The organism is Rhizobium leguminosarum bv. trifolii WSM2297, from assembly GCF_000271845.1.
Genome location: NZ_JH719393.1, coordinates 1,998,674 through 2,020,506 on the forward strand (window position 1 = coordinate 1,998,674; position 21,833 = coordinate 2,020,506).

A 21,833-nucleotide genomic window follows, 5' to 3' on the forward strand; every position below is an offset into this window, starting at 1 on the left:
CTATCTCAGCAGCCCGAGCTGCTGCGGCAGCCAGAGCGATACGGCGGGGATGAAGGTGATGAGGATCAGCGCCAGGAAGAGCGGCACCAGCCAGGGCAGGATCGCCATGGTGGTGCGTTCGACCGACAGTTTCGCGACTCTCGACAATACGAAAAGCACCATGCCGAGCGGCGGATGCAACAGTCCGATCATCAGGTTCAGCGTCATGATCAGGCCGAACTGAACCGGATCGATGTCGAACTTCAAGACGATCGGCAGCAGGATCGGCACGAGGATGGTGATCGCCGCGATCGTATCCAGGAAGCAGCCGACGAAGAGCATCAAGAGGTTCACCAGGATCAGGAACACCCATTTGTTGTCGGTGATCGACAGGATCGCATCCGACAGCAGCTGGGCGGCCTGACTCACCGTCAAGAGCCACGCGAAGACCGAGGCTGCGGTGACGATGAAGAGAACCGATGCCGTCGTCTCGATCGTATCGAAGCTTGCCTTGGCGAGCGTCGAGAGCGTCATCGTGCGGTAGCGCACGAGACCGAGGAACAGCGACCAGAGCACGGCGGCGACGGCGGCCTCCGTCGGCGTAAACCAGCCCATCGTCATGCCGCCGATCAGGATGACCGGGGTCATCAGCGCCATGACGGCGGAAAAGCCGAAATACCAGTCGAGCGCCAGAAGCGCGAGAAGGGCGATGCCGGCCGCAATATTCATCGACATGCCGGCCTGCATCATCAGATAGATCGCCACAGGCACCATCAGGACAACGACGATTTCCATGCCGGCCGACATAAGCTGCCTGATATCGAAGGGCGCGTCGGAGCCCCAGCGCTTCTTGTAGGCGAAGGCGGCGACGGTGATCATCATCAACAGCGTCATGACGATGCCGGGCAGGATGCCGGCCATGAAAAGCGCGCCGATCGAAACATTCGCCATCATGCCGTAGATCACGAAGGGCAGCGACGGCGGGAAGATCGGCCCGAGCGTCGCCGAGGCCGCCGTCACGCCGACCGCAGCTTCGACGGGATAGCCGTGATCCTTCATGGCCTTGATTTCGATCGTGCCGATGCCGGCCGCATCGGCAAGTGCAGTGCCGGACATGCCGGAGAAGATGACGGAGCCGATGATGTTGACTTGCGCCAGCCCGCCCTTCATCCAGCCGACGAGGGCGACCGCAAAGGAATAGATGCGGCCCGTCACACCGGCCGAGTTCATCAGGTTGCCCGCCAGGATGAAGAAGGGCACAGCGAGCAGCGGGAAGCTTTCGACGCCGGCGATCATGCGCTGTGCGACGATGATGTCGGGCGCGATGCCGTAAAGCACGATATAAAGCACGGATGCGACGGCCATCGAGATGGCAACAGGCACTCCGATCAGCATCAGCACCAGAAACGAACCAAGAAGCATCAGCATCGGATCAACCCTCGACAGTCTGGAATTCTTCGGGGCGCTCCAGAACGGAGTAGCCGCGGCGCATATTGGCGATGAAGACAATGACCGCGCGGATCAGCATCAGCACGAAGGCGGCGAGTACGGAGTAGAAGACGATGTTGCGCGGCAATTCGACGGTGACCATCTGCTCGTCGGCGACGAGATCGACGTAGCGCCACATCAGGTGACAGCCATAGGCGAAAAAGCCGATGCGGACGATATCGACAAAGGTTGCGAGCACGCGTGCCAGCCCTGCCGGCATATAGTGATAGAACACATCCACCTGAATATGCCGCGACGTGCGCACACACATGGCAGAACCGAGAAAGACGACGCCGATCAGGCAGTTGATCGCGATCTCCTCGGTCCAGGCATAGCTGTCGTTCAGCACATAGCGGGTGAAAAACTGCAGGAAGACGCAGCCCGCCATCAGCCAGAAGACGATCAGCGTGATCCAGTCCTCGATGGCGTAGTCCGATACGTTCGCGGTCGGCGCATGGCCTTCGAACTCGTGACCGATCTCGTCGGCCGTGATGGGCGTATGAATTTCTTGCGACATGATCGGCCTTGTTCCTGTTGGGAGTAGAATGGTGCGGCGCTGTCGGCGCGACCTTTGGTCTGTTGACGAGCCTTGTACTTTGCGGAGGCGCGGCCCCTCATCCGGCTGCCGCTACCTTTGCCTGGGTTGAGCCACTCGTCTCAACCCGTCGTTCGGACCGCCGTAAACGGGGCGAAGGGATATGCCGCAGCCTCCCCGTCCCTCGCCAACGTGTCGCAGGACAGGTCCCCTCTCCCCGCGTGCGGGGAGAGGGTTAGGGTGAGGGGCAATCGTCGGTAGCGACCTTTACTGAATCGCCCGGATCGCTTCCCAATCGGCCTTTTCGTAGCCGAAGTCCTCGAACTTCACCTTTTCCATGACATTCTTCTCGAAGTCTGCCTTGTCGACCTCGACGACATTGATGCCCTTTTCCTTGAAGGTCGCGACCAGGCTGTTTTCCTTGCCGGCGATGGTCTTGGTCGTACGCTCGGCCGCCTCCTGCATGACCTCGCCGAAGATCTTCTTGTCTTCGTCGGAAAGGCTCGCCCACCGCGTCTTCGAGATCACCGTGTTGAGATGATCGACGATGTGACCGGTGAGGATGATGTTCTTCTGGACTTCGTAGAACTTCTTCGCCTCGATTGTCGTCAGCGGGTTTTCCTGTGCCTCAACCGTGCCGTTCTGCAAGGCGAGATAAACTTCGGCAAAGGCGATCGGCGTGGTGTTGGCGCCGCAGGCGCGCGGCATGGCGAGATAGGCCGGAACGTCGGGCACGCGGATTTTCAGGCCCTGCATGTCGGCGCATTTGGCAATCGGCTTGTTCGATGTCGTATGGCGCGTGCCGTAATAGCTGACGGCGGCAATGTGATTGCCGGTCTTGTCTTCATAACCTTTGGCGAGCCGCTTGAAAACATCGCTCTTGGTGTAGGCGATCAGATGATCGGGGCCGCGGAAGATATAGGGGAAGTAGGTCACGCCGATCGGCTTGTAGTCGCGCGCGGCAAAACTCGATCCCGAGATGATGATGTCGACCGTGCCGAGCTTGAGACCCTGGTTGATGTCGGCTTCCTTGCCGAGCTGCGAGGCCGGATAGACCTCGATCTTGTAACGCCCGTCGGTGCGCTTGGCGATCTCTTCCGCAGCCCAGACGGAATCCGTGTGGAAGGGCTCCGAGGTTTCATAGACATGCGCCCATTTCAATACGGTTTGGGCATGCGCGATCGCTGTCGTCGCCATCATCGCGGCTGCGGTGCAAAGTATCGTTGCCAGTCTGCTCTTCATTGCTCTCTCCTCCCGAGCTCGGGTTAAATCTTGTCAGTTCCTTTCGCGAGCCGCTTTTTGCGGCCGCGCTCCTCCTCTCCCGAAAACTCCTCCCCGAAGCTCTCGGAAAACCTCTTCTGCGATAGGGTGAGATGGGCGCGCATGGCGGCCTTGGCGCCTGCCCCATCGCCGGCGGCGATCGCATCGCGAATGGCCCGATGTTCGTCGACGGCGCTGCGCCATGTTCCCGGTCCCTCGAAGTGGCTCGCGAGCTTGGCGAAATAAGGCGTCATGCGCATGTCGAACATTTCGCCGGTCACGCGGATCAACGTCGCATTGCCGACGATCGCGGCAATGCCGGTGTGGAAGGCGCGATCGGCGGCAAGCACCGTGCTCGCATCGTTGAGGCCGCCGCTCATACGCGTCAGCGCCTCGTCGAGCCGTGCGATGCCTTCCGGCCCGGCGCAGCCTGCCGCTTCTTCGGCAATGGCGCATTCGATGATGGCGCGCGCCTGCAGCAGCTCGAAGGGCCCCTCCACCGGCTCGCGCTCGCTCCCCGACACAGGCGCGGCATGCTGACGCACCACATAGATGCCGGATCCCATGCGGATGTTGACGAGGCCTTCGACCTCCAGCACGATCAGCGCTTCGCGCACGGTCGGGCGTGACACCGACAGTTGCTCCGCCAGCTCGCGCTCGGCCGGCAGCCGCTGGCCGACGGCAAGCTCGCCGCTCGCGATCATCAAACGAATCTGGTCTGCCACCTGCCTGTAGAGGCGGCGTGATTCAACAGGCGAAAACATTGGGCCTCCCGGCGGCTTCTCCTCAATCACGCATCTGGTCAACTGGCCTGACCAATTGGCTTAGAGGTATCATCGCTGGGGTTGTGCGTCAATCCGCCGCATAAAACTTAAACAGGAGAGCTTGGCCGTAGGCCCGGGTATGCGATCGAGCAGGCTCCGATCCACCCGGACATAGCGAACAGCGGCCGCATCATCACGGCCCTGCCGATAGGCTTTTTGATCCGTTCGGGGTCTGCCCGCAACCTATATGCCGGCATACCATTCATAGCCGCGATCTTCCCAGAAGCCGCCGCTGCCGCCATAAAGCTGGCCGAGATCGGTGACCGCTTCGATGCGGGTCAGATATTTCGCCTGCTTGTAACCGAGCTGCCGCTCGACCCTGAGCCTTAGCGGCGCGCCATGCGCCACTTCCAAGTCACGGCCGTTCATCGAATAGGCAAGGATCGTCTGCGGATGGAAGGCATCGACCAGATCGAGACTCTCATAATACCAGCCGCTGCCATCAAGCGTCTTTTCGTATTCATCTGCGCAGTGGAACACGATGTAGCGCGCCTCGGGCTTCAGCCCGACCGATTGCAGCAGGGCGCCGAGCGGCAGGCCCGTCCATTTGCCGATCGCGCTCCAGCCTTCAACGCAGTCGTGGCGGGTGATCTGGGTGCGCGACGGCATTGCCTTCAGCTGCGCAAGCGAGAGCTGAGCCGGTTTTTCCACAAGTCCACCGACATCCAGTCTCCAGGTCGAGAACTGCCGGCTCATCCAGTCGAGATATTGCGGATTGTCAGGCATGCTGGTGCCGTTCGAGCGAAAGATCGGCGAAAGATCGCTTTCGCCGAATTCACGGGCGAGCGCATTGTCGCCGAGCAGCAAGCGCTGCGTCTTCATGCTGAAGCCCTCGGCGATCTTCAGGACCGATTTCATCCGCTCACTTTCGACCAGAGCGTCGCAGCCGCTCAGTCCGAGTGCGGAGGCGGTCAAGGTCGAGCCGATCAGGAAGCGGCGGCGCGTGATCAGGCGGTTCATTGTCCGTCTCCCTGTTCGATGACGTAGTAGCCGGTGATCATCGAGCGCAGATTGTTGAACACGCCCGACAGGATCACCATGGCGACATGCACCACGACGAAGGCGACGAGCGAGAAGGCGGTGAGGAAATGGAGGGTGCGGGCCGATTGCCGTCCTCCGAAAATGTCGAGCAGCCAGGGCGCCACGGCATTGAAGCCCGGCGACATGGTGAGTCCCGTGGCAATCATCATCGGCAGCAACAGGAAGATCACCGCGAGATAGGTCAGCTTCTGCAGCGTGTTGTAATGGCGTGCCTCCGCTCCCTTGGGAAAACGCAGCCTGGCATGGTTGGCGACCTCATGGCCGAGATGGTTGAGCGTCAGTTCCTTGCCGGCGGGGGCGAGATCCCGGCGGAAATGCCGGCTGATCAGCCCATAGACGAGATAGACAAGGCCGTTGAGGATGAAGAGCCAGGCAAAGAAGAAATGCCAGCGCCGGCCCGCCGACAGGTCCTGATAGCTCGGAATCGTAAGCCAGCTTGGAAACCCCCTCGCCGTTGCTTCGCCATCGACATTCGAGAGACCGAGGACACCTGTCGTATTCAAGCTAAGCGAACCGACATGCGTCACCCCCTTCGCCTGATTGCCGTCGTCGATGGCGTCCATCGAGATGAAGGAAGGATCGTTGTCGGCGCCATACTGGCCCCAGTAGAGCGCCGGATGAGCATTGAATATCTGCAGGCCGCTCATCAGCAGCACGGTGAGGCAAAGCACATTCACCCAATGCGACAGGCGAACGGCAAGGCTGTGGCGGTAGATAAGCGTGCGGCCGGTTTTCGTGCCGGCATCAATCGTCGCCATGATGGTTCTCCGGGTGACGGATAGTTTCGCAGGAAAAGACGCGGCCACTGCGCGTAAAGTTTCAGCGGCCGCGCAGATGCGAGCCCCTTACTTCATCGCGTCGCAGGCCTTCATCATGTCGGTCTTTTTCATCGCGTCCTTTTCCATGCCGGCCTTGTGCATGCAGTCCTTCTTCGTGCCCGCCATCTTCATGGCATCCTTCGACATCGTGTCCTTCTGCATGGTGTCCTTCTTCATCGTATCGGTCTTCATGGCGTCCTCGGCCGAGGCGGCGCCGGCGAGCGAAAGGCCGGCGACGAAGATGCAGGCTGCAAGGCTGGAAACAAGTTTGGTCATGGAACTCTCCTGGAATGGGATTGTCGTGTCCGCCGGCTGCCTGCCGATGGCTCACATCAGCCCATTCGGGATAATGTCGGGATGCGTTACAGGCTCACGCGTATGTGATAGGACGGTGATGCCGATATTGTTTTTGATCCTCCCTGTAACCGATTGGCTGTTTTTCCGAATGAACTCTCTGACAGCATGACAACCGCCCGTTCGGAAGAAGCCCTGAAAGCCTTGATGCTTCTGTCCCTTGACGGGGACGAGGCGGCCTATCGGCGTTTGCTGACGACTTTGCGCGCATTGCTTGTCGGTTATTACAGCCGTCGGATGGCTGCGGCGACGAAGGCGGATATGGAAGACCTGGTGCAGGAGACATTGCTGGCACTGCATTCTCGCCGATCCACCTATGACCGAGAGCGACCTTTCACCGCTTGGTTCTTCTCGATCGCCCGCTACAAGTTGATCGACCATCATCGCGGCCACGGTGGGCGCAGGCTGGCCGAGACCGAGCTTGGCGAGGAGATCGAAAGCGACTTCAGCGAGGACACGCTGACGGCCCGCATGGATGTCGAGCGGTTGCTCGACGGCTTGCCGTTGAGACAGCAGGAACTGATCCGGCAGGTAAGGCTCCAGGGCCAGTCGGTCGCCGACACCGCAAACCGCACCGGCCAGTCCGAATCGGCGGTGAAAGTCGGCATCCACCGGGCGCTCAAGGCGCTCGGAGAGAGATTGCGAGGCGCATCGTGACAGAGACGAACAACATTATCGAAAGCCTGGTGAGCGACCTGAAGCCGGTGCCGCGCAATGCGCTGTGGCGCCGCTTCGCGCTCGGCCTGTTGCCGGCCCTTGCGCTCTCGCTGCTGCTGATGCTGGCCATTCTCGGGCTGCGGGTCGATATGCCCGATGTGCTGATGCTGCCGGTTTTCTGGATCAAATCGGCCTATAATGCCCTGATTGCCTTAGCGGCACTCTTCGCCGTCTTTCGGCTCTCCCGCCCCGACGGTTCCGAGGGACGCTTTTTCGATTTGCTGGCTTCGATCTTCGCCGCCATGACCGGCGTCGCAGCCATCCAGCTCATGATGGCTCCCGCCGGGTCTTACCGGGTGCTGATCCTCGGCTCCTCGGCGCTCCATTGCCCGTTGCTGATCGTCGGCTTCGCCCTGCCGATCTATGCCGGCGCAGTCTGGGCATTGCGTCGCGCGGCCCCCTCGGATCTGCGATTAACCGGCTTCGTCGCCGGCATTGCCGCCGGCGCTGCCGGCGCCTGGGTCTATTCGTGGTTCTGCACCGAAAACGGCATGCCCTTCGTGCTGATCTGGTATTCCCTCGGCATCCTGCTCACCGGCGCCCTCGGCGCCTTCACCGGCCCTCGCCTGCTCCGCTGGTAGACCCTTCTCTGCCGCCGTGCCCAAATGCTTCGGACTACCTGCCAAATTGGAGCACGTCGCGTTGAAAACTCAGCCATCGGCAGCAACAATGCAGCCCGCACCGCTGGGGTGTCCTGATCGCGCGTTAACGCTTCACCACGCCGCCGGCGGCCAATATATCGTCGGGCGTATCGACGTCGAGATGGGCAGCATCGCCGACATCGACATCGAGCACCGGCATGCCCGACGCCCTGATGATATCGCGCGCGCCGACGTCGCCTTCAAGTCGCAGCACCGCGTGATCGAGAGAGCGTGGCAGAACAACCGGATTACCGGGCTTGCCGCGGGAGACGGCGCGCACGATGGCCTCGCCGCCCGCGTTGCGAAAGGTCGAAATCAGGGCATTCAGGTGCGCGGTGGAAATGCCGGGCATATCGGCCAGCATGACGAGAATGCCGTCGGCGCCGTCAGCGCGTTTTGACGACAATCCCGCTCTGAGCGAACTCGCCATGCCATCTGCGTAGTCGGGATTATCGACGAGAGTGAGAGGGAGCCCATCGAGTGAGCCTTCGATCTCGGACCTGCGATGGCCGGTGACAACGATAACGCAGGCTGCATCAGACCCCAGCGCCGTCAACGCACACCGCCGCACCAGAGGCACGCCGTCGAACTCGGCCAGCAGCTTGTGCTTCCCGTCCTTGCCCATCCGGCTCGCCTTACCGGCAGCCAGAATGACGATCGCCACTGACAGCGGATCACCCTCGGCCTGCATCATCGCCTCCGACGCAGCGCACACCGAAAAGCGCCCTTTCAAGCATAGGCCACCAGTCTTGCTGCGGCGATATCCGCCAGAACCGACAGGGCGAGCGACGTTGCATCCCGCGTTGGGCCGAACATCCCGATGGGCGCCTTGATCCGATCGATCTCGTCCCGTCCGAAAGCCAGCGCCGTCAGCCGCTCGACACGTCGGCGATGCGTCCGGGTGCTCCCGAGCGCGCCGATGTAAAAAGCGGGCGATCGGAGTGCGGCCTGGAGAATGGCGGCTTCGGCGTCGAGGTCATGATGCAGAAGCACGACCGCCGTGAAGCGGTCGATGACGCCGGCAGCCGCCCTGCCCTCCTCGCCCGGTCGGCGGATGATCACGTCGTAGCCGGAGGCCTCGGCCAGTCGTGCGACAGCCTGCGCTTCGATCGTCTGCCCGGAAAGGACGACGCGGGTGCGGGGACGGTAGACGCCGACGAAATCCCGCTCCAGCCAGCGGGCCCTTGGCGGCGGCTCCACCGGTTCGAGCGTCTGCCGCTCTGGTGAATAGGCCAGGCCGGCTGTCCGCCTCTGTCCGAGACGTTCCAGAACATCCTGCAAAGCTCCGACATTTTTCAGAACATGGATTGCGATGGAGATCCCGCCGCCGCAGGGGAGAACGATGTCAAAGAAGGGAGAGCCGTCGCCGAACTTCACGGTGCGGTCGCGTCCTTGCGTCATCGCCAGAAACGCTTCCGACGCGACTGCGGCTTCTACGCATCCGCCGGAGACATAGCCGCAGAAACGGCCATCGGCCGCGACAACCACGTGGGAGCCGAGCGTGCGGGCAGCCCCGCCGCGTATTTCGACGAGGGTGGCGAGCGCCACCGCTCCGCGACCGTGCGCGTCTATCGCGAAGCGAAGCAGTTCGGCAGGATCGTCGGTGGCCGAGACCCTGACGGGAATTGGCGCTTCGATGGACGCGAGTATCTGATCCATGGGAAATCCTTGGGCAAGCAACGGCGGTCCGTTTTCCAAACCGCCGTCGACATCATCAGGCCACGTCCGGCAAGCCGCCGATGAGTTTGTCGAGCGTCAGGGGGTAATGGCGAACCCTGACGCCGGTCGCATTGTAGATGGCGTTGGCAATGGCTGCCGCGACGCCGCAAAGGCCGAGCTCGCCGACACCCTTCGCCTTCATCGGCGAGGACATCGGATCGGTCTCATCCATGAAGATCACCTCCTGGTGCGGAATGTCGGCATGCACCGCCACTTCGTAGCTGGCGAGATCGTGGTTGACGAAGAAGCCGCGGCGGGTATCGACCGCCAATTCCTCCGACAGCGCTGCACCGACCCCCATCGTCATTGCGCCGATCACTTGGCTGCGGGCGGTAATCGGGTTGAGGATCCGGCCCGCCGCGCAGACCGCCAGCATCCTGCGGATGCGGCTTTCTCCCGTGGCGACGTCAACGCCGACCTCCACGAAATGCGCGCCGAATGTCGACTGCTGATGCGTCTCGGTGAGATCGCCCCATTCGATCGTGTCTTCGCCGACAAGACCATTCGGGCCGGCGGCCTCGGCGAGAAGGACCGAACGATTGCCCGACCGGACCTCTCCGTTCTCGAAGACAATGTCTTCGGAGTTGAAGCCGAGCTTCTTGGCGACGGCCTCGCGCAGCTTGACGCAAGCCGCGTAGACGCCCGATGTCGAAGAATTGGCGCCGAACTGTCCGCCGGAGCCCGCCGAGACAGGAAAGCGCGAGTCGCCGAGTTGGACGGCAACCTTGTCGATCGTGACCCCCATCATTTCGGCGGCCGTTTGCGCGATAATCGTGTAGCTGCCCGTGCCGATGTCAGTCATGTCGGTTTCAACTGTCACGACGCCTTCCCGGTCGAGCTTTACCCGCGCTCCGGAGGGAAGCACGAGGTTGTTGCGGAAAGCAGCGGCTACGCCCATGCCGACGAGCCAGTTGCGCTCCCGCTTGGAACCCGGTCTTCCCCGTTCACTCCAGCCAAACCGCGCGGCGCCGAGCTTGAGGCAGCCGACGAGGTTGCGCTGGGAAAAAGCCCGCTGCGGCTTCTCCGGATCGACCTGCGTGTCGTTGACAATGCGAAACTGCACGGGGTCGATACCGACTTTCTCGGCAATTTCGTCAATGGCGATCTCGAGCGCCATCAGTCCCGGCGCCTCGCCGGGAGCGCGCATGGCGTTGCCTTCGGGCAGGTGAAGCGTTGCCAGCCGCATCGCGGTCATGCGGTTCGCTCCGCCATAGAGAAGGCGGGTCTGGTTGACGGCAGTCTCGGGCTGGCCGCCGGGTTGGTCGCCGGACCAGCTCTCGTGAGCAATGGCGGTTATCTTGCCGTCACGCTCGGCTCCAATGCGAATCCGCTGGATCGTCGCCGGCCGATGGGTCGTGTTGTTGATGAGCAAGGGGCGGGGCAAGGCAACCTTGACGGGACGCTTTACCGCCCGCGCGCCGACGACGGCCAGCACGGCATCGGCCCGCAGGAACAGCTTGCCGCCGAAGCCACCGCCGATAAACGGCGACATGAGGTGGATCTTCTCCTTATCGATGTCGAGCGTCGTCGCAAGGTCGGAACGCCACCAGTCGATCATCTGGCTGGAGGTCCAGACGGTTACCTCTTCGCCGTTCCAGGCTGCGATCGAGGCGTGCGGTTCCATCATTGCATGCGACTGGTCGGGCGTCGTGTAACTCGCGTCCAGAGTGACGGGAGCCGAGCTGAAGGCAGAATCGAAGTCGCCGGCCGCGGTATCGGGCTGCTGCGATTCGTCCGGCTTGACGGCCGAATCCTTTGCCTGGCCGAGGTCGAACACACCCTTTTCTTCGGCATAATCGACCTTGACCAGAGCGGCTGCAGCGCGAGCCTGCTCGAAGGTCTCGGCGACGACGACCGCAATTGCCTGGTGATAATGCTGAACCTCGTCACCACCGAAAAGCTTGGCGGTATTGAACTTGCCCTTCGCTAGCTCGCCGACGTCGAGCGTCGTCACGACGGCAAGCACACCGGCAGCCCTCTTGGCGGCGGAGACATCCATGAACTTGATGCGTCCCTTGGCGATGGCCGCGCCGACCGGATAGCCGTAGGCGTAGCGCATGTTCGGATCGTGCCATTCATAGGCATACATCGCATGGCCGGTCGTCTTGAGCTGGCCGTCGATGCGGTGGATCGGCTGGCCGACGACCTTCAGATTATCGATCGGATTGGTTGTCGCTGGTGTATCGAACTGCATAGCTCACCCCCTTGCTTCGGCAATGACCGCGCCAAGCGTGCGCTCGACCAGATCAACCTTGAAACGGTTCTGTTCGGTCAGGCGGGCTCCGGCAAGAAGGACGCCAGCCGCCGCCCGCGCGCCTTTCGGCAACTCGGCCTCGGCTGCCTCGATGCGCCACGGCTTATGGGCGACGCCACCGACGGCAACACGTCCTTTCCCGTCCGGCTGGATAACGGCCCCGATCGAGACGAGTGCGAAGGCATAAGAGGCGCGGTCTCGCACCTTGCGATAGATATGCTTGCCGCCGATCGGCGGCGGCAGCAGGACCGCCGTGATGAATTCGCCGCCCTCGAGAACGGTCTCGATATCAGGGGTGTCGCCGGGCAAGCGATGAAAGTCGCCGATCGGAATCGAGCGCAGGCTGCCATCCGCCTTTACCGTCTCGACGACGGCATCGAGCGCCCGCATGGCGATGGCCATGTCGCTCGGATGGGTGGCGATGCAGCTGTCGCTCACCCCGACCACCGCATGCTGGCGGCTGAAGCCGCCGATAGCGGAACAGCCGCTGCCGGGCTGCCGCTTGTTGCATGGCTGGTTCGGGTCGTAAAAATAAGGACAGCGGGTGCGCTGCAGGAGGTTGCCGGCCGTCGTCGCCTTGTTGCGCAGCTGGCCCGACGCGCCCGCGACCAGGGCACGGGATAACAGACCATAGTCGCGGCGAACGGTTTCGTGGGCGGCAAGATCCGTGTTGCGGACCAGGGCGCCGATACGCAGCCCACCGTCCGGCATGGCCTCGATCTTGTCGAGGCCGAGACCGTTGATGTCGATCAGATGCGCCGGCGCCTCGATTTCGAGCTTCATCAGGTCGAGAAGGTTGGTGCCACCGGCGATGAACTTGGTTTCCGGATGGGAGGCGGCCGCCTTGGCCGCAGCCTCGACTGAGGAGGCACGCTCATAGGTGAAGGCTCTCATGCTTTTATCCCCGCGACTTCCGAAATGGCATCGAGAATGTTGGAGTAGGCGCCGCACCGACAGATATTGCCGCTCATGCGTTCGCGGATTTCGGCGGGCGTCACGGCTGCCTGGGCCGTAAGATCGCCGGTGACGTGGCTCGGTATGTTCGCCTTGATCTCCTCGAGAACCGCCACGGAGGAACAGATCTGTCCCGGCGTGCAGTAGCCGCATTGGAAACCGTCATGTTTGACGAAGGCTGCCTGCATCGGATGAAGATTTCCAGGCTGACCGAGACCTTCGATCGTGGTGATCCGGTCGCCTTCGTGCATGACGGCCAGTGTCAGGCAGGCGTTGATGCGGTGGCCGTCGACCATGACCGTACATGCGCCGCATTGGCCGTGGTCGCATCCCTTTTTCGTGCCTGTGAGATGCAGATGCTCGCGCAACGCGTCGAGCAGCGACGTTCTGTTGTCGACCTCGAGATCGCGGTTCTCGCCGTTGACCGTGAAGGAAACTTTCGATGTATACGCCATTTCATTTCCTGGGGACTGTGCCGCCGCGGGAGTGACGGCTCCGGTTACCGCAATCGTTGCGGCCGACGAGATAAGTAAATCTCGACGGGAAAGTTCCAGGTGTGTCTGGCTTGGCATGAACTGCTCCACCTTGCTCGTTTGACATAGGCGCGCGTCGACGCCGTCAGCAGAGGTAGTGCACCTGCGCCCTTTGATTAGGCCCCTTCCTTTGCATAGGCTTATCGATCAGGCTTATGAATTCCCTGAACGCGCGTGCAGACGGCATGGATCATTCGCGGAAGGAGAGAGAGACCGCGCTATTGAGCGCGTGCTTTATTTTCGAGCAACTCGACGCGGTGGGCGCCAGCCTTGCAACAAATGGTGCAGGATCAGGATCCACCAAGAATACCGTTGCCCAGGCCGCCTATGCCCAGCAATCGCCCACGACGACAGTTCAAGTCATTTCGTGATTCTGATCTTTACGTCGGTCGCGATCACCTTTGCATCACGCGACGCGGAGCAACCAACTGGATCGGCATATTGCCTTCGCGCCCGCTGCGCTCCACGTCCGCCGCATTTTTGTTGCCATCCAATTGAAAGCGATTGACCAGATGCCGCAGGCGGCCTGCCTCCGAGGACAACGAGGCGGCGGCAGCCGTCGACTGTTCGACCATCGCGGCATTTTGCTGGGTCGCCTGGTCCATATGATTGACCGCGGTATTGATCTCGGCAAGTCCAGTTGACTGCTCGCGCGCCGATGTGGCAATCGCATCCATAAGTTGGTTGATCTGTACGACGTATTCACCGATCGACTTGAGCGACGTGCCGGTCTCAAGCACCAGTTTCACGCCATTTTTCACATCGCTCGATGACTTTTGAATAAAGCCCTTGATTTCCTTGGCTGCCTGGGCGGCGCGCTGGGCAAGCTCGCGGACTTCTTGTGCGACCACTGCAAAACCTTTGCCGGCCTCACCGGCGCGAGCAGCTTCAACACCGGCGTTCAATGCCAAGAGGTTCGTCTGAAAGGCGATTTCATCGATGGCACCAATGATGTTTGAGATCTGTTCTGAGCTATCCTCGATGCGACGCATGGCTTGTTCGGCTTCCGATACGACGGTTGCCGACCGCCGAGCGCTGATATCGGCCTCGAGGGCGACATTGCGTGCCTCTTCGGTTCGTTTGGACGCCATCGACACATTCGACGTGATCTCGTCCAAGGCTGCGGCCGTCTCCTCCAGAGAGGCCGCCTGTTGTTCGGTACGCTTGGAAAGGTCCTGCGCAGCAGATGCAATTTCACCGCTACCACTATCTATGCTGTGTACCGTCTCGAGCACCGCGCCGATCGTCGTTCCCAATTGCCGCAGCGAAGCGTTGAAGTCTTCGCGCAAGGTTTCGTATTCGGCGGCAAATTGCTCCGAAAGTTGAAAGGATATGTCGCCAGCTGCAAGCCGCCGGAGGCCGCCGCCCAATGTCGTGGTTGCGAAGCGCAATTGCTCCGCCTCGCGTTCGGCGCGCTGCTGGGCTGCCGCGCGCACGGCTTCGCTCTCGCTGCGAGATGCGGCAGCTTCCTTCTCGAGCCTGACGACATTACGCGCATTCAGGCGGAAAACTTCCACGGCACCGGCCATTTCGCCCACTTCGTCGGCGCGACCGGCACCCGGTATGTCGCTGTCAAGATCGCCGTCTGATAGACGCTTCATAGCGGAGGTGATGCTGCGGATCGGATTGGCGATGCCGAATATTGCAAACACGATGCCAGCCATGGCGACGAGGATGGCCAGCGCTGCGATCGCGGCCGTCAACATCAAAGCGGATGTCGCGGAAGCATCGCTCGCGGCCACAAAACCTTCGGCCTGGCTGAGAATAAAGGCAACCAGATCGCCCACGGCCTTGTCTACCAGCGCCGATTGCGGTTCCATATTTTCCTTGAAGAGCCGCACTGCGTCAGACGTCTTCCCGCTGTCCTCAAGCGCGATCATCTGCTCTGCCAATCCGCGATATTTGCTAAGCTCCGGCTTGATCTGATTGATCAGTTCGCGCCCCCGCTCGGTACGAACACCCTTTTCGTATTCAGTCACAACTTTGTCGACTGCGGCGCCGGCGGCATCGATTTGCTGTGCGCCGTTCCGTTCTTCCGCCGCGTCTTCCAGAAGATACTGAGCGTAGACCAATTTAAGGTCGAGGAAGTGATCCTTAATCTCGCGCGCGGTCACCAGCCGCTGCATCCAGAAGGTCCCGATTTGCTCGGTATTGGCACGAAGTGTCGACATCGTGCTGAGCGAGACATAGGACAGGCCAATCATGAATAGACCCATGATCGACAGCTTCAGGATCAGGGCTTGCTTGATACTCGGGCGCTTCATGCGGGTCTCCTCGAAGATAGCTGGGATGACCGGCTTGCCGGTTGATAAAAAATCTCGCACCAGATTCAATAATTTAGTATTAACTATACAGTGGGCAGCGTGCGGTTTTCGATAATTCTTGTTCGACCACCGTTACTTGTGCGATTAATTAAGCGCAATACGTCCATAAGTTACTGGAAATTATGAAAAAAGCAGCCGTGACGTGCGGAAATGAAACACGATCTGAGTAGGAGCCGACAGTCGTGAATTTGACGGGATCGCTACTGTTCATCGGATAAACCACTGGGCGACTCGTCCTTGCGGCACGATCTTGAGCTGACATTCTGGATCTATGCAGCAATCAGAAAATCAACCTGCCGGAATCGAAATCGCGCTCTGGCATTATTCCAAGAACAAACGCGACAGGAACTGCTGGATGCAGTCGCTTTCACAGGATGAACGGGATCGGGCGGCGACCTACAGGTTTGACCGAGATCGAGCATCGTTCATTGCCGGCCGCTATCTCCTGCGGCGGCTGTTGAGTTTGTATATCGGGATAGCGCCAGGCAAGTCTGTCTCCGGACAAGGACGGCAGACTGAAGCTTGCGGGTCGTGAAACGCCGCAATTCAGCCTCGCCAACGCTGACGGGCTGGTGCCGGTCGCTGTCGCTGAGGGCCTCTGCTATCTGGGCCAAGGCCGCAACATGACGGGGACGCTGAAACCGGCGGATAGATCTCGTCACTTTCGCGCGCGATACTAGGATTATCTGCTATCAGATGCAATAGCGCAAAAAGGTCATTGTGGTAACGCTGCGCCTGCCCGGCTCCGAACAAACGGACACCTTGCTCGGCGATCGCGATTAACTCTCCTTCCGCTTCGACGGAAAGCTTAAAGCTCATGACTTGCTGGCACGAGCCATCGCTTCGGCAAAAAGTTCCTCCTTCGATCGGATGCCAACGCCACTTTGGAGCCCGGCATCAACGAAGCTCTGCATGGCGGCGATCTTGTCGTTCCGCATCTGATCTCGTCGGATTAGGTGGCGCACGTAGTCGCTAGCATTGGAATTCGCCCGGTCCTGGCCTGTGCCTCCACCCAATCCTTCATCGGGTCGAGAGAAGCGCACCCGCGCGCCTTGAGCCGCTTAAGGCAAAAGAACGAAAGGTCACGCGCCTGCAGCAAGCAGGGGCGCCAACCGCAGCCTGACCATTTGACAGATATCCTACAAGTATATATGTAAGATCCATGTTATGGACGATGCGAGAAAGTGACCGGCATGGCATTGAAATCGATGAAACCGCTCACCCGCGCGCCGCTGCTGCATGTCTCGGTGCAGGAAAGTCTGCGCGCCTATATCGATGACAATGGCCTTGCTCCCGGAACCCTGCTTCCGGCGGAAGGAGAGCTTGCCACCCAGCTCGGTGTCAGCCGCAATTCGCTGAGGGAAGGCATCAAGGCATTGGAATCGCTCGGCGTGTTGGAGACGCGGCGCGGTGTCGGCATCTTCGTGAAGGCGTTTTCCTTCGAGCCGCTTCTCGACAATCTCGCTTACGGCCTCGGCGGCGCCCTGCGGCAGATCGAGGAGGTGCTCGAAATCCGCCGTACGCTTGAGGTGGGACTGATCGGCAAGACGATCGATGCGATCGGCGAAGAGGACGTCGCCGAACTGCGCGCCACCGTCGATCGAATGCGCGCCCATGCCGAGCAGGGTGAAACCTTCGCAGCAGACGACCAGCTGTTCCACCGGCTGCTGTTTCGCTGCCAGGACAATGAAACGCTCGTACGGCTGATCGATGTCTTCTGGCTCGCCTTCTACAAGGCCTCGGATTTCGTCAATCTTGAAAACACCGATCCGATGGCGACTTGGCGCGACCACGCCGCGATTGTCGATGCGATCGAGGCAAAAGATCTGGAGGAGGCGCGCCGGCGTCTGGATCGCCACTACGAGGGTATTGCCCGGGTGATTGCCAACAACAAGACAAGTTCAAACATGGGAGGAACACATGAAAAGACTGTCTAGATTATCCGCTATCGCGCTTGGCGCCCTGCTGTCGACGGCCGCCATTCCGGCTGTCGTTTCGGGGTTTGCAATTCTGGCGCAGGCAGCCACGCTGTCCGGTGGCTTCGATGTCGGCCCCGGAGGCTTCCAGGGCAACTTCAATCCGCTTGCGGCGACCGCCGGCTTCACCTGGCTCAGCATCTACTATGAACCGCTGATCACCTATGATGAGAAGCTGCAGAAGGTCGTCGGCGCGCTGGCAAGCGCCTATGAGGTCAGTCCGGACCAGATGGCATACACGTTCAGGCTGGCGGACGCCAAATGGCATGATGGCAAGCCCTTCACCGCCAAGGATGCAAAGTTCACCGTAGGCCTTGCGATGGATGCAAATACCGGCTCGGTGCTCGCTGCCCGGCTGAAGGGAATATCGTCGGTCGAGACGCCGGACGATCACACGGTGATCATCAAACTCAGCGCCCCCAGCAGTAGTTTTCTCGACACGATGACCAAGGTGATGATGCTGCCTGAGCATGCGCTCGCCTCGATACCGGCCGACCAGCTGGCAAAGAACACCTGGTGGTCCACCGCGCCGATCGGCACCGGCCCGTTCAAATTCACCAAATACGTCTCCGATCAGTATGTCGAGCTTGCCGCAAACACCGATTATCGCGGGGGCAAACCGGCACTGGAGCGCGTCATCAATCGCTATTTCGCCAACCCGGCCGCTGCGATCGCCGCACTGAGATCCGGCGAAATCCAGTTCACCTATGTCGATTCCAACGATGTGCCGACCTTCAAGGACAGCAAGGACTTCAAGGTCATCGAAGGCAACTCTTTCGTCGTCAACTATCTCGGATTCAACCATGATTCGTCGCTCTGGAAGGATCTGCGTGTCCGCCAGGCGGTGATGTACGCGATCAATCGCGATGCCATCATCCAGAGTCTTTATGGCGGCGCGGCCGAGCCGGCCAACTGCGCCTATGTCGCCGAACAGCTGATCCCGAAGGGCATCGACACCTATGCCTACGATCCTGAGAAGGCTAAGCAGCTATTGAAGGAAGCCGGCTGGGAGCAGATCAACGGCGCCAAGCCGATTACGCTTTTGACCTATTATACCACGCCGCTTGCCACCAACGTGCTGGCCGCCGTCCAGGCCATGCTCGCTCAGGTCGGCATCAACATCGTTCCGCGCGCCGTCGATGCGCCGACCTATAACAGCATCGCGCTCAATGCGACGCCGGATATTGCCCAGTTCCAGATGGTTTACGCCGGGCTGCAGAACGGGCCGGATGCCGGCAGCATCAATGTCGGCCTCAACGAGAAGCAGATCCCTCCGGCCGGACCGAACGTCGCCAGAGTTCGTATGCCTGATCTAACCAAGGCACTCGACAGCGCTCTTGCCGAGCCAGACAGCGCCAAGCGGAATGCCGCCTACCAGAACGTCTGCAAGGTGATGAACGCGGACCTGCCCTGGGCGACACTCTGGGTGGCAAACCGCTATGGCATCGTCTCGACCAAGCTGAAGGATTTCGTCTGGACGCCGGCGCCGGGCGGCGGCCCTTACCAGGCCGAGCCGCAGAAGTGGTCGATCGCCGAATAGGCGTTTTCCGCAAAGCGTTGAGGGTGGCTTCGGCCACCCTGACAAGCCGGCCCAACGAGACGACCAGGCAAGACGGCCAGACAACACGGATTGACGATGCTCCGATACAGCCTCAGACGCCTGATCATAGGACTAGGCATGCTCGTCGCCCTGAGCATGCTGATTTTCCTGCTGCTGCGCCTGACGCCCGGCGATCCGATCGATGCCTATATCGATCCGAACCTGCCGATGTCGCCGTCGGATCTTGCCGATCTGCGCAAACGCCTCGGGCTCGACCAGCCCTTGCCCTTGCAGTATCTCGGCTGGCTGCAGCAGGCGCTGACGGGCAATCTCGGCTATTCGATCAAGCGTCTCGACCAGCCGGTTCTGGGTCTGGTGCTGTCGCGGATCGGGCCGACGGTGCTGTTGATGGGCACCGCACTTGCCTTCGCCATCGTCGTCGGCATCACCTGCGGGGTGATCGGCGCGGTGCGCCGCAATTCAGTTGCCGATCTCTCCTTGTCGGTGGTTGCCCTTGCCGGTATTTCGAGCCCGGCATTCCTCAGCGCACTGATCGGCCTTTATGTCTTCTCCGTCCGGCTACACTGGATGCCGTCGGGTGGCATGCTGACGCCCGGCGAGGAATTTTCCGTGGGCGACCTCCTCCACCATCTGATCCTGCCGGCCGCCCTTCTGTCCGTCGCGCAAGCCGCATTGATCATGCGCTATATGCGCGCTTCGCTGCTCGAAGTCCTGAACCAGGATTACGTGCGCACGGCGCGCGCCAAGGGCGTTGTCGAATTCTGGGTGATCACCAAACATGCATTGCGCAATGCGCTTCTTCCGATCATCACCCTGATCGGCTCCACCATCGGGCTTGCAATCGGCGGCGCCATCTTCATCGAGAGCGTCTTCAACTGGCCGGGCATGGGCCTTTTGCTCGTCGATTCCGTCCAGACTCGCGACTACCCGGTCATCATGGGCGCGACGCTCGTCATCGGCACTTGCGTGATCGTCGTCAATCTTCTGACCGACATCACCTATGCGGTCGTCGACCCGCGCATCAAGGTGGGCTGACCATGCTGGCACGCTCCCCCCAACACCGCAGCCCGGGACCACTTGCCCGCGCCTTCAGCCGCTTCCTGCTCAACCGCGCAGCCGTTGCCGGCGTCTGCCTCGCCGTTCCAATGCTGCTGTTGATCCTCTCTTATCCGCTTTGGTGGGTTTTCCAACCGAACGACATCGATCTTCTGGCAATGAATAGCGGCCCGACGGCAACGCACTGGTTCGGAACCGACGGCGTCGGTCGCGATGTCTTTGCGCGCGTGCTCGAAGGCGGCCGGATTTCGTTGCTGGTCGCCGTCGCTTCGACCGCACTTTCCGCCGTCATCGGCTTTCTCTTCGGGGCCGTCTCCGCGCTTGCGGGTCCGTGGGCGGACGCCGTCTCGATGCGCTTCGTCGATCTGGTGATGACCCTGCCGCCCGTCATCTTCCTGCTCGTGCTCGCCTCGATTGCCGGCACCGGCATCTGGCCGACGGTGCTGGTCATCTCGCTGCTCTCGCGGCCGCTGCTTGCGCGCATGATCCGCTCCCGGCTGCTGGAACTGCGTGAGCGCGACTTCGTCATGGCTGCCCGCGGCATGGGCGCCGGCATCGGGCATCTGCTCTTCCGCCACGGCCTGCCGAATTCGATCGATATCCTCGTGGTCTATGCGACGCTGCAGATTGCCAATGCCATCCTGCTCGAGGCGGGCCTGTCCTTCCTCGGCCTCGGCATCGCGCCGCCGGCGGCAAGCTGGGGCAACATGCTGAACGCGGCCCGCTCCACCGCCGTGCTCGAACAATATCCTTGGCAATGGCTCTTCCCCGGCGCCGCGCTGATCCTTGCCGTGCTTGCAATCAACTTCATCGGCGATGGCCTCAGAGATGCCTTCGACCCGCGTGCCGAACTGAACTGATCATCGAAAGAAGCGAAAATGACCAAATTCAAGGGTGTCGTCCCCCCCGTCGTAACACCGCTCAACCCGGATCTCACCGTCGACTATCCTTCCTATACGCGTGTGCTCGAGCATCTGATCGGCGCCGGCTGCCATGGCGTATTCGTGCTCGGCTCGACCAGCGAGGTGATCTTCCATGACGAAAAGACCCGGCAGCAAATCATCGAGCATTCCGCCAAGGTGGTGAATGGCCGCGTGCCGTTGATCGTCGGCGTCATCGATCCAACCACGGATCGGGTCATTTCCCATGCGAAGGTCGCAAAGGCCGCCGGCGCCGATGCGGTGGTGGTGACGGCACCCTTTTATACCGTCACCAGCCAGTCCGAGATCCTCGATCATTTCCGTTATGTCAGAGATGCCGTGGACGTTCCGCTGGTCGCCTACGACATTCCGGTCTGCGTTCACGTCAAGCTGCAGCGCCAGACCGTCGTCACGCTTGCGAGCGAAGGCACCATCGTCGGCCTCAAGGATTCCAGCGGCGACGACGGCAATTTCCGCTATGCACTTCTCGACCTTGCTGAACACAAGGATGTCTTCCTGATGACCGGCTCCGAGATCGTCGTCGACAACGCCCTGCTGATGGGCGCCCATGGCGTTGTCCCCGGCATCGCCAATGTCGATCCGCACGGTTATGTGCGCCTCTGGGATGCCGCCCAGCGGGGCGATTGGGTCGCCGCAAAGAAGGAACAGGAGCGTCTCTGCCGCCTCTTCGAAATCGTTTGGGTCGCACAGGGCCGCGTCAGCGGCGGCGCATCCGGCATCGGCGCCTTCAAGGCCGCTATGCAGAGCCTCGGCATCATCGATTCCGCCGTCATGCCGCGGCCGCGCGCCCCGCTCAACGATGCGGAATCGGCACGGATCGACGAGATCCTGCGCGCAACCGGCCTGCTGCACTGAGCA

The 21,833-nt window shown here is 61.1% G+C and carries 21 protein-coding genes and 2 pseudogenes; 9 read left to right on the top strand and 14 right to left on the bottom strand.

Features of this window, described 5'->3' with window-relative positions; all coding sequences use genetic code 11:
• From RLEG4DRAFT_RS63595 to RLEG4DRAFT_RS63625, 7 genes are all read right to left on the bottom strand, one after another.
• The gene (locus RLEG4DRAFT_RS63595) at positions 1 to 1,407 is read right to left on the bottom strand and encodes a TRAP transporter large permease (RefSeq protein ID WP_003575591.1); all 1,407 of its coding nucleotides are present in this window, start codon (positions 1,405 to 1,407) and stop codon (positions 1 to 3) included.
• Between the two features lie 4 nt (positions 1,408 to 1,411).
• Positions 1,412 to 1,984, bottom strand: a complete 573-nt coding sequence (locus tag RLEG4DRAFT_RS63600) for a TRAP transporter small permease (RefSeq protein ID WP_003575589.1) — start codon at positions 1,982 to 1,984, stop codon at positions 1,412 to 1,414.
• A gap of 285 nt (positions 1,985 to 2,269) precedes the next feature.
• Positions 2,270 to 3,244: a sialic acid TRAP transporter substrate-binding protein SiaP gene (locus tag RLEG4DRAFT_RS63605; RefSeq protein WP_003575587.1), complete on the bottom strand. Its 975-nt coding sequence runs from the start codon at positions 3,242 to 3,244 to the stop codon at positions 2,270 to 2,272.
• Between the two features lie 23 nt (positions 3,245 to 3,267).
• Positions 3,268 to 4,026, bottom strand: a complete 759-nt coding sequence (locus RLEG4DRAFT_RS63610; RefSeq protein ID WP_003575586.1) for a FadR/GntR family transcriptional regulator — start codon at positions 4,024 to 4,026, stop codon at positions 3,268 to 3,270.
• 243 nt (positions 4,027 to 4,269) lie between these two features.
• Positions 4,270 to 5,046, bottom strand: a complete 777-nt coding sequence (locus RLEG4DRAFT_RS63615) for a molybdopterin-binding protein (RefSeq protein WP_003575584.1) — start codon at positions 5,044 to 5,046, stop codon at positions 4,270 to 4,272.
• Entirely contained in the window at positions 5,043 to 5,885 is an 843-nt protein-coding gene (locus RLEG4DRAFT_RS63620; protein WP_003575580.1) for a cytochrome b/b6 domain-containing protein, read from the bottom strand. Before RLEG4DRAFT_RS63620 ends, RLEG4DRAFT_RS63615 begins: the two co-directional genes overlap by 4 nt.
• Before the next feature lie 87 nt (positions 5,886 to 5,972).
• Positions 5,973 to 6,221: a pentapeptide MXKDX repeat protein gene (locus RLEG4DRAFT_RS63625; protein WP_003575578.1), complete on the bottom strand. Its 249-nt coding sequence runs from the start codon at positions 6,219 to 6,221 to the stop codon at positions 5,973 to 5,975.
• Between the two features lie 186 nt (positions 6,222 to 6,407).
• Here RLEG4DRAFT_RS63625 and RLEG4DRAFT_RS63630 point away from each other — a divergent pair, with 186 nt between their 5' ends.
• Together RLEG4DRAFT_RS63630 and RLEG4DRAFT_RS63635 are read left to right on the top strand one after the other, a co-directional pair.
• Positions 6,408 to 6,956, top strand: coding sequence for a sigma-70 family RNA polymerase sigma factor (locus RLEG4DRAFT_RS63630; protein WP_003575576.1), 549 nt, complete (start codon positions 6,408 to 6,410; stop codon positions 6,954 to 6,956).
• Positions 6,953 to 7,597 (top strand): NrsF family protein, encoded by a 645-nt coding sequence (locus RLEG4DRAFT_RS63635; protein WP_003575573.1) that lies wholly within the window; start codon positions 6,953 to 6,955, stop codon positions 7,595 to 7,597. Before RLEG4DRAFT_RS63630 ends, RLEG4DRAFT_RS63635 begins: the two co-directional genes overlap by 4 nt.
• Positions 7,598 to 7,721: 124 nt before the next feature.
• Here RLEG4DRAFT_RS63635 and RLEG4DRAFT_RS63640 read toward each other — a convergent pair whose 3' ends face one another.
• From RLEG4DRAFT_RS63640 to paoA, 5 genes are read right to left on the bottom strand one after another with little or no spacing between them, the layout of a single operon-like run.
• Positions 7,722 to 8,351: a nucleotidyltransferase family protein gene (locus RLEG4DRAFT_RS63640; protein WP_003575571.1), complete on the bottom strand. Its 630-nt coding sequence runs from the start codon at positions 8,349 to 8,351 to the stop codon at positions 7,722 to 7,724.
• A 35-nt stretch (positions 8,352 to 8,386) separates the two neighbouring features.
• A complete protein-coding gene (locus tag RLEG4DRAFT_RS63645; protein WP_003575569.1) occupies positions 8,387 to 9,316 on the bottom strand; it encodes an XdhC family protein in 930 nt (309 codons plus the stop codon).
• 55 nt (positions 9,317 to 9,371) lie between these two features.
• The gene (paoC, locus tag RLEG4DRAFT_RS63650) at positions 9,372 to 11,570 is read right to left on the bottom strand and encodes an aldehyde oxidoreductase molybdenum-binding subunit PaoC (protein WP_003575568.1); all 2,199 of its coding nucleotides are present in this window, start codon (positions 11,568 to 11,570) and stop codon (positions 9,372 to 9,374) included.
• Between the two features lie 3 nt (positions 11,571 to 11,573).
• On the bottom strand, positions 11,574 to 12,524 hold the full coding sequence (locus RLEG4DRAFT_RS63655; RefSeq protein WP_003575567.1) for an FAD binding domain-containing protein: 951 nt from the start codon (positions 12,522 to 12,524) through the stop codon (positions 11,574 to 11,576).
• Positions 12,521 to 13,168, bottom strand: a complete 648-nt coding sequence (gene paoA, locus RLEG4DRAFT_RS63660; protein ID WP_003575566.1) for an aldehyde dehydrogenase iron-sulfur subunit PaoA — start codon at positions 13,166 to 13,168, stop codon at positions 12,521 to 12,523. Before paoA ends, RLEG4DRAFT_RS63655 begins: the two co-directional genes overlap by 4 nt.
• A gap of 104 nt (positions 13,169 to 13,272) precedes the next feature.
• Here paoA and RLEG4DRAFT_RS63665 point away from each other — a divergent pair, with 104 nt between their 5' ends.
• Positions 13,273 to 13,488, top strand: coding sequence for a hypothetical protein (locus RLEG4DRAFT_RS63665; protein ID WP_125869614.1), 216 nt, complete (start codon positions 13,273 to 13,275; stop codon positions 13,486 to 13,488).
• 24 nt (positions 13,489 to 13,512) lie between these two features.
• Here the strand turns inward: RLEG4DRAFT_RS63665 and RLEG4DRAFT_RS63670 are convergent, their stop codons facing one another.
• Positions 13,513 to 15,381 (bottom strand): HAMP domain-containing methyl-accepting chemotaxis protein, encoded by a 1,869-nt coding sequence (locus tag RLEG4DRAFT_RS63670; protein WP_003575565.1) that lies wholly within the window; start codon positions 15,379 to 15,381, stop codon positions 13,513 to 13,515.
• A gap of 331 nt (positions 15,382 to 15,712) precedes the next feature.
• Here RLEG4DRAFT_RS63670 and RLEG4DRAFT_RS63675 point away from each other — a divergent pair.
• Positions 15,713 to 16,052: pseudogene (locus RLEG4DRAFT_RS63675) on the top strand (4'-phosphopantetheinyl transferase family protein); the annotation flags it as partial.
• Positions 16,053 to 16,256: 204 nt separating this feature from the next.
• On the opposite strand, the pseudogene RLEG4DRAFT_RS63680 reads toward RLEG4DRAFT_RS63675, so the two are convergent.
• Positions 16,257 to 16,465 (bottom strand): annotated as a pseudogene (locus RLEG4DRAFT_RS63680) (ribbon-helix-helix domain-containing protein).
• A 169-nt stretch (positions 16,466 to 16,634) separates the two neighbouring features.
• Here RLEG4DRAFT_RS63680 and RLEG4DRAFT_RS63685 point away from each other — a divergent pair.
• The 5 genes from RLEG4DRAFT_RS63685 (at position 16,635) to RLEG4DRAFT_RS63705 (ending at position 21,830) form a co-directional block, all read left to right on the top strand.
• A complete protein-coding gene (locus tag RLEG4DRAFT_RS63685) occupies positions 16,635 to 17,378 on the top strand; it encodes a FadR/GntR family transcriptional regulator (RefSeq protein ID WP_003575563.1) in 744 nt (247 codons plus the stop codon).
• Positions 17,362 to 18,957: an ABC transporter substrate-binding protein gene (locus tag RLEG4DRAFT_RS63690; RefSeq protein WP_003575562.1), complete on the top strand. Its 1,596-nt coding sequence runs from the start codon at positions 17,362 to 17,364 to the stop codon at positions 18,955 to 18,957. Before RLEG4DRAFT_RS63685 ends, RLEG4DRAFT_RS63690 begins: the two co-directional genes overlap by 17 nt.
• Before the next feature lie 96 nt (positions 18,958 to 19,053).
• Positions 19,054 to 20,013, top strand: coding sequence for an ABC transporter permease (locus RLEG4DRAFT_RS63695; RefSeq protein ID WP_003575561.1), 960 nt, complete (start codon positions 19,054 to 19,056; stop codon positions 20,011 to 20,013).
• A 2-nt stretch (positions 20,014 to 20,015) separates the two neighbouring features.
• A complete protein-coding gene (locus RLEG4DRAFT_RS63700; RefSeq protein WP_003575559.1) occupies positions 20,016 to 20,894 on the top strand; it encodes an ABC transporter permease in 879 nt (292 codons plus the stop codon).
• A gap of 18 nt (positions 20,895 to 20,912) precedes the next feature.
• The gene (locus tag RLEG4DRAFT_RS63705; protein WP_003575557.1) at positions 20,913 to 21,830 is read left to right on the top strand and encodes a dihydrodipicolinate synthase family protein; all 918 of its coding nucleotides are present in this window, start codon (positions 20,913 to 20,915) and stop codon (positions 21,828 to 21,830) included.
• Positions 21,831 to 21,833: the final 3 nt, after the last annotated feature.

What these genes read in the sequence shown, in the direction of transcription:
- RLEG4DRAFT_RS63595 (WP_003575591.1), bottom strand. Translation starts at nt 1,407, where the DNA reads ATGCTGATGCTTCTTGGTTCGTTTCTGGTGCTGATGCTGATCGGAGTG.
- RLEG4DRAFT_RS63600 (WP_003575589.1), bottom strand. Translation starts at nt 1,984, where the DNA reads ATGTCGCAAGAAATTCATACGCCCATCACGGCCGACGAGATCGGTCAC.
- RLEG4DRAFT_RS63605 (WP_003575587.1), bottom strand. Translation starts at nt 3,244, where the DNA reads ATGAAGAGCAGACTGGCAACGATACTTTGCACCGCAGCCGCGATGATG.
- RLEG4DRAFT_RS63610 (WP_003575586.1), bottom strand. Translation starts at nt 4,026, where the DNA reads ATGTTTTCGCCTGTTGAATCACGCCGCCTCTACAGGCAGGTGGCAGAC.
- RLEG4DRAFT_RS63615 (WP_003575584.1), bottom strand. Translation starts at nt 5,046, where the DNA reads ATGAACCGCCTGATCACGCGCCGCCGCTTCCTGATCGGCTCGACCTTG.
- RLEG4DRAFT_RS63620 (WP_003575580.1), bottom strand. Translation starts at nt 5,885, where the DNA reads ATGGCGACGATTGATGCCGGCACGAAAACCGGCCGCACGCTTATCTAC.
- RLEG4DRAFT_RS63625 (WP_003575578.1), bottom strand. Translation starts at nt 6,221, where the DNA reads ATGACCAAACTTGTTTCCAGCCTTGCAGCCTGCATCTTCGTCGCCGGC.
- RLEG4DRAFT_RS63630 (WP_003575576.1), top strand. Translation starts at nt 6,408, where the DNA reads ATGACAACCGCCCGTTCGGAAGAAGCCCTGAAAGCCTTGATGCTTCTG.
- RLEG4DRAFT_RS63640 (WP_003575571.1), bottom strand. Translation starts at nt 8,351, where the DNA reads ATGATGCAGGCCGAGGGTGATCCGCTGTCAGTGGCGATCGTCATTCTG.
- RLEG4DRAFT_RS63645 (WP_003575569.1), bottom strand. Translation starts at nt 9,316, where the DNA reads ATGGATCAGATACTCGCGTCCATCGAAGCGCCAATTCCCGTCAGGGTC.
- paoC (WP_003575568.1), bottom strand. Translation starts at nt 11,570, where the DNA reads ATGCAGTTCGATACACCAGCGACAACCAATCCGATCGATAATCTGAAG.
- RLEG4DRAFT_RS63655 (WP_003575567.1), bottom strand. Translation starts at nt 12,524, where the DNA reads ATGAGAGCCTTCACCTATGAGCGTGCCTCCTCAGTCGAGGCTGCGGCC.
- RLEG4DRAFT_RS63665 (WP_125869614.1), top strand. Translation starts at nt 13,273, where the DNA reads ATGAATTCCCTGAACGCGCGTGCAGACGGCATGGATCATTCGCGGAAG.
- RLEG4DRAFT_RS63670 (WP_003575565.1), bottom strand. Translation starts at nt 15,381, where the DNA reads ATGAAGCGCCCGAGTATCAAGCAAGCCCTGATCCTGAAGCTGTCGATC.
- RLEG4DRAFT_RS63685 (WP_003575563.1), top strand. Translation starts at nt 16,635, where the DNA reads ATGGCATTGAAATCGATGAAACCGCTCACCCGCGCGCCGCTGCTGCAT.
- RLEG4DRAFT_RS63690 (WP_003575562.1), top strand. Translation starts at nt 17,362, where the DNA reads ATGAAAAGACTGTCTAGATTATCCGCTATCGCGCTTGGCGCCCTGCTG.
- RLEG4DRAFT_RS63695 (WP_003575561.1), top strand. Translation starts at nt 19,054, where the DNA reads ATGCTCCGATACAGCCTCAGACGCCTGATCATAGGACTAGGCATGCTC.
- RLEG4DRAFT_RS63700 (WP_003575559.1), top strand. Translation starts at nt 20,016, where the DNA reads ATGCTGGCACGCTCCCCCCAACACCGCAGCCCGGGACCACTTGCCCGC.
- RLEG4DRAFT_RS63705 (WP_003575557.1), top strand. Translation starts at nt 20,913, where the DNA reads ATGACCAAATTCAAGGGTGTCGTCCCCCCCGTCGTAACACCGCTCAAC.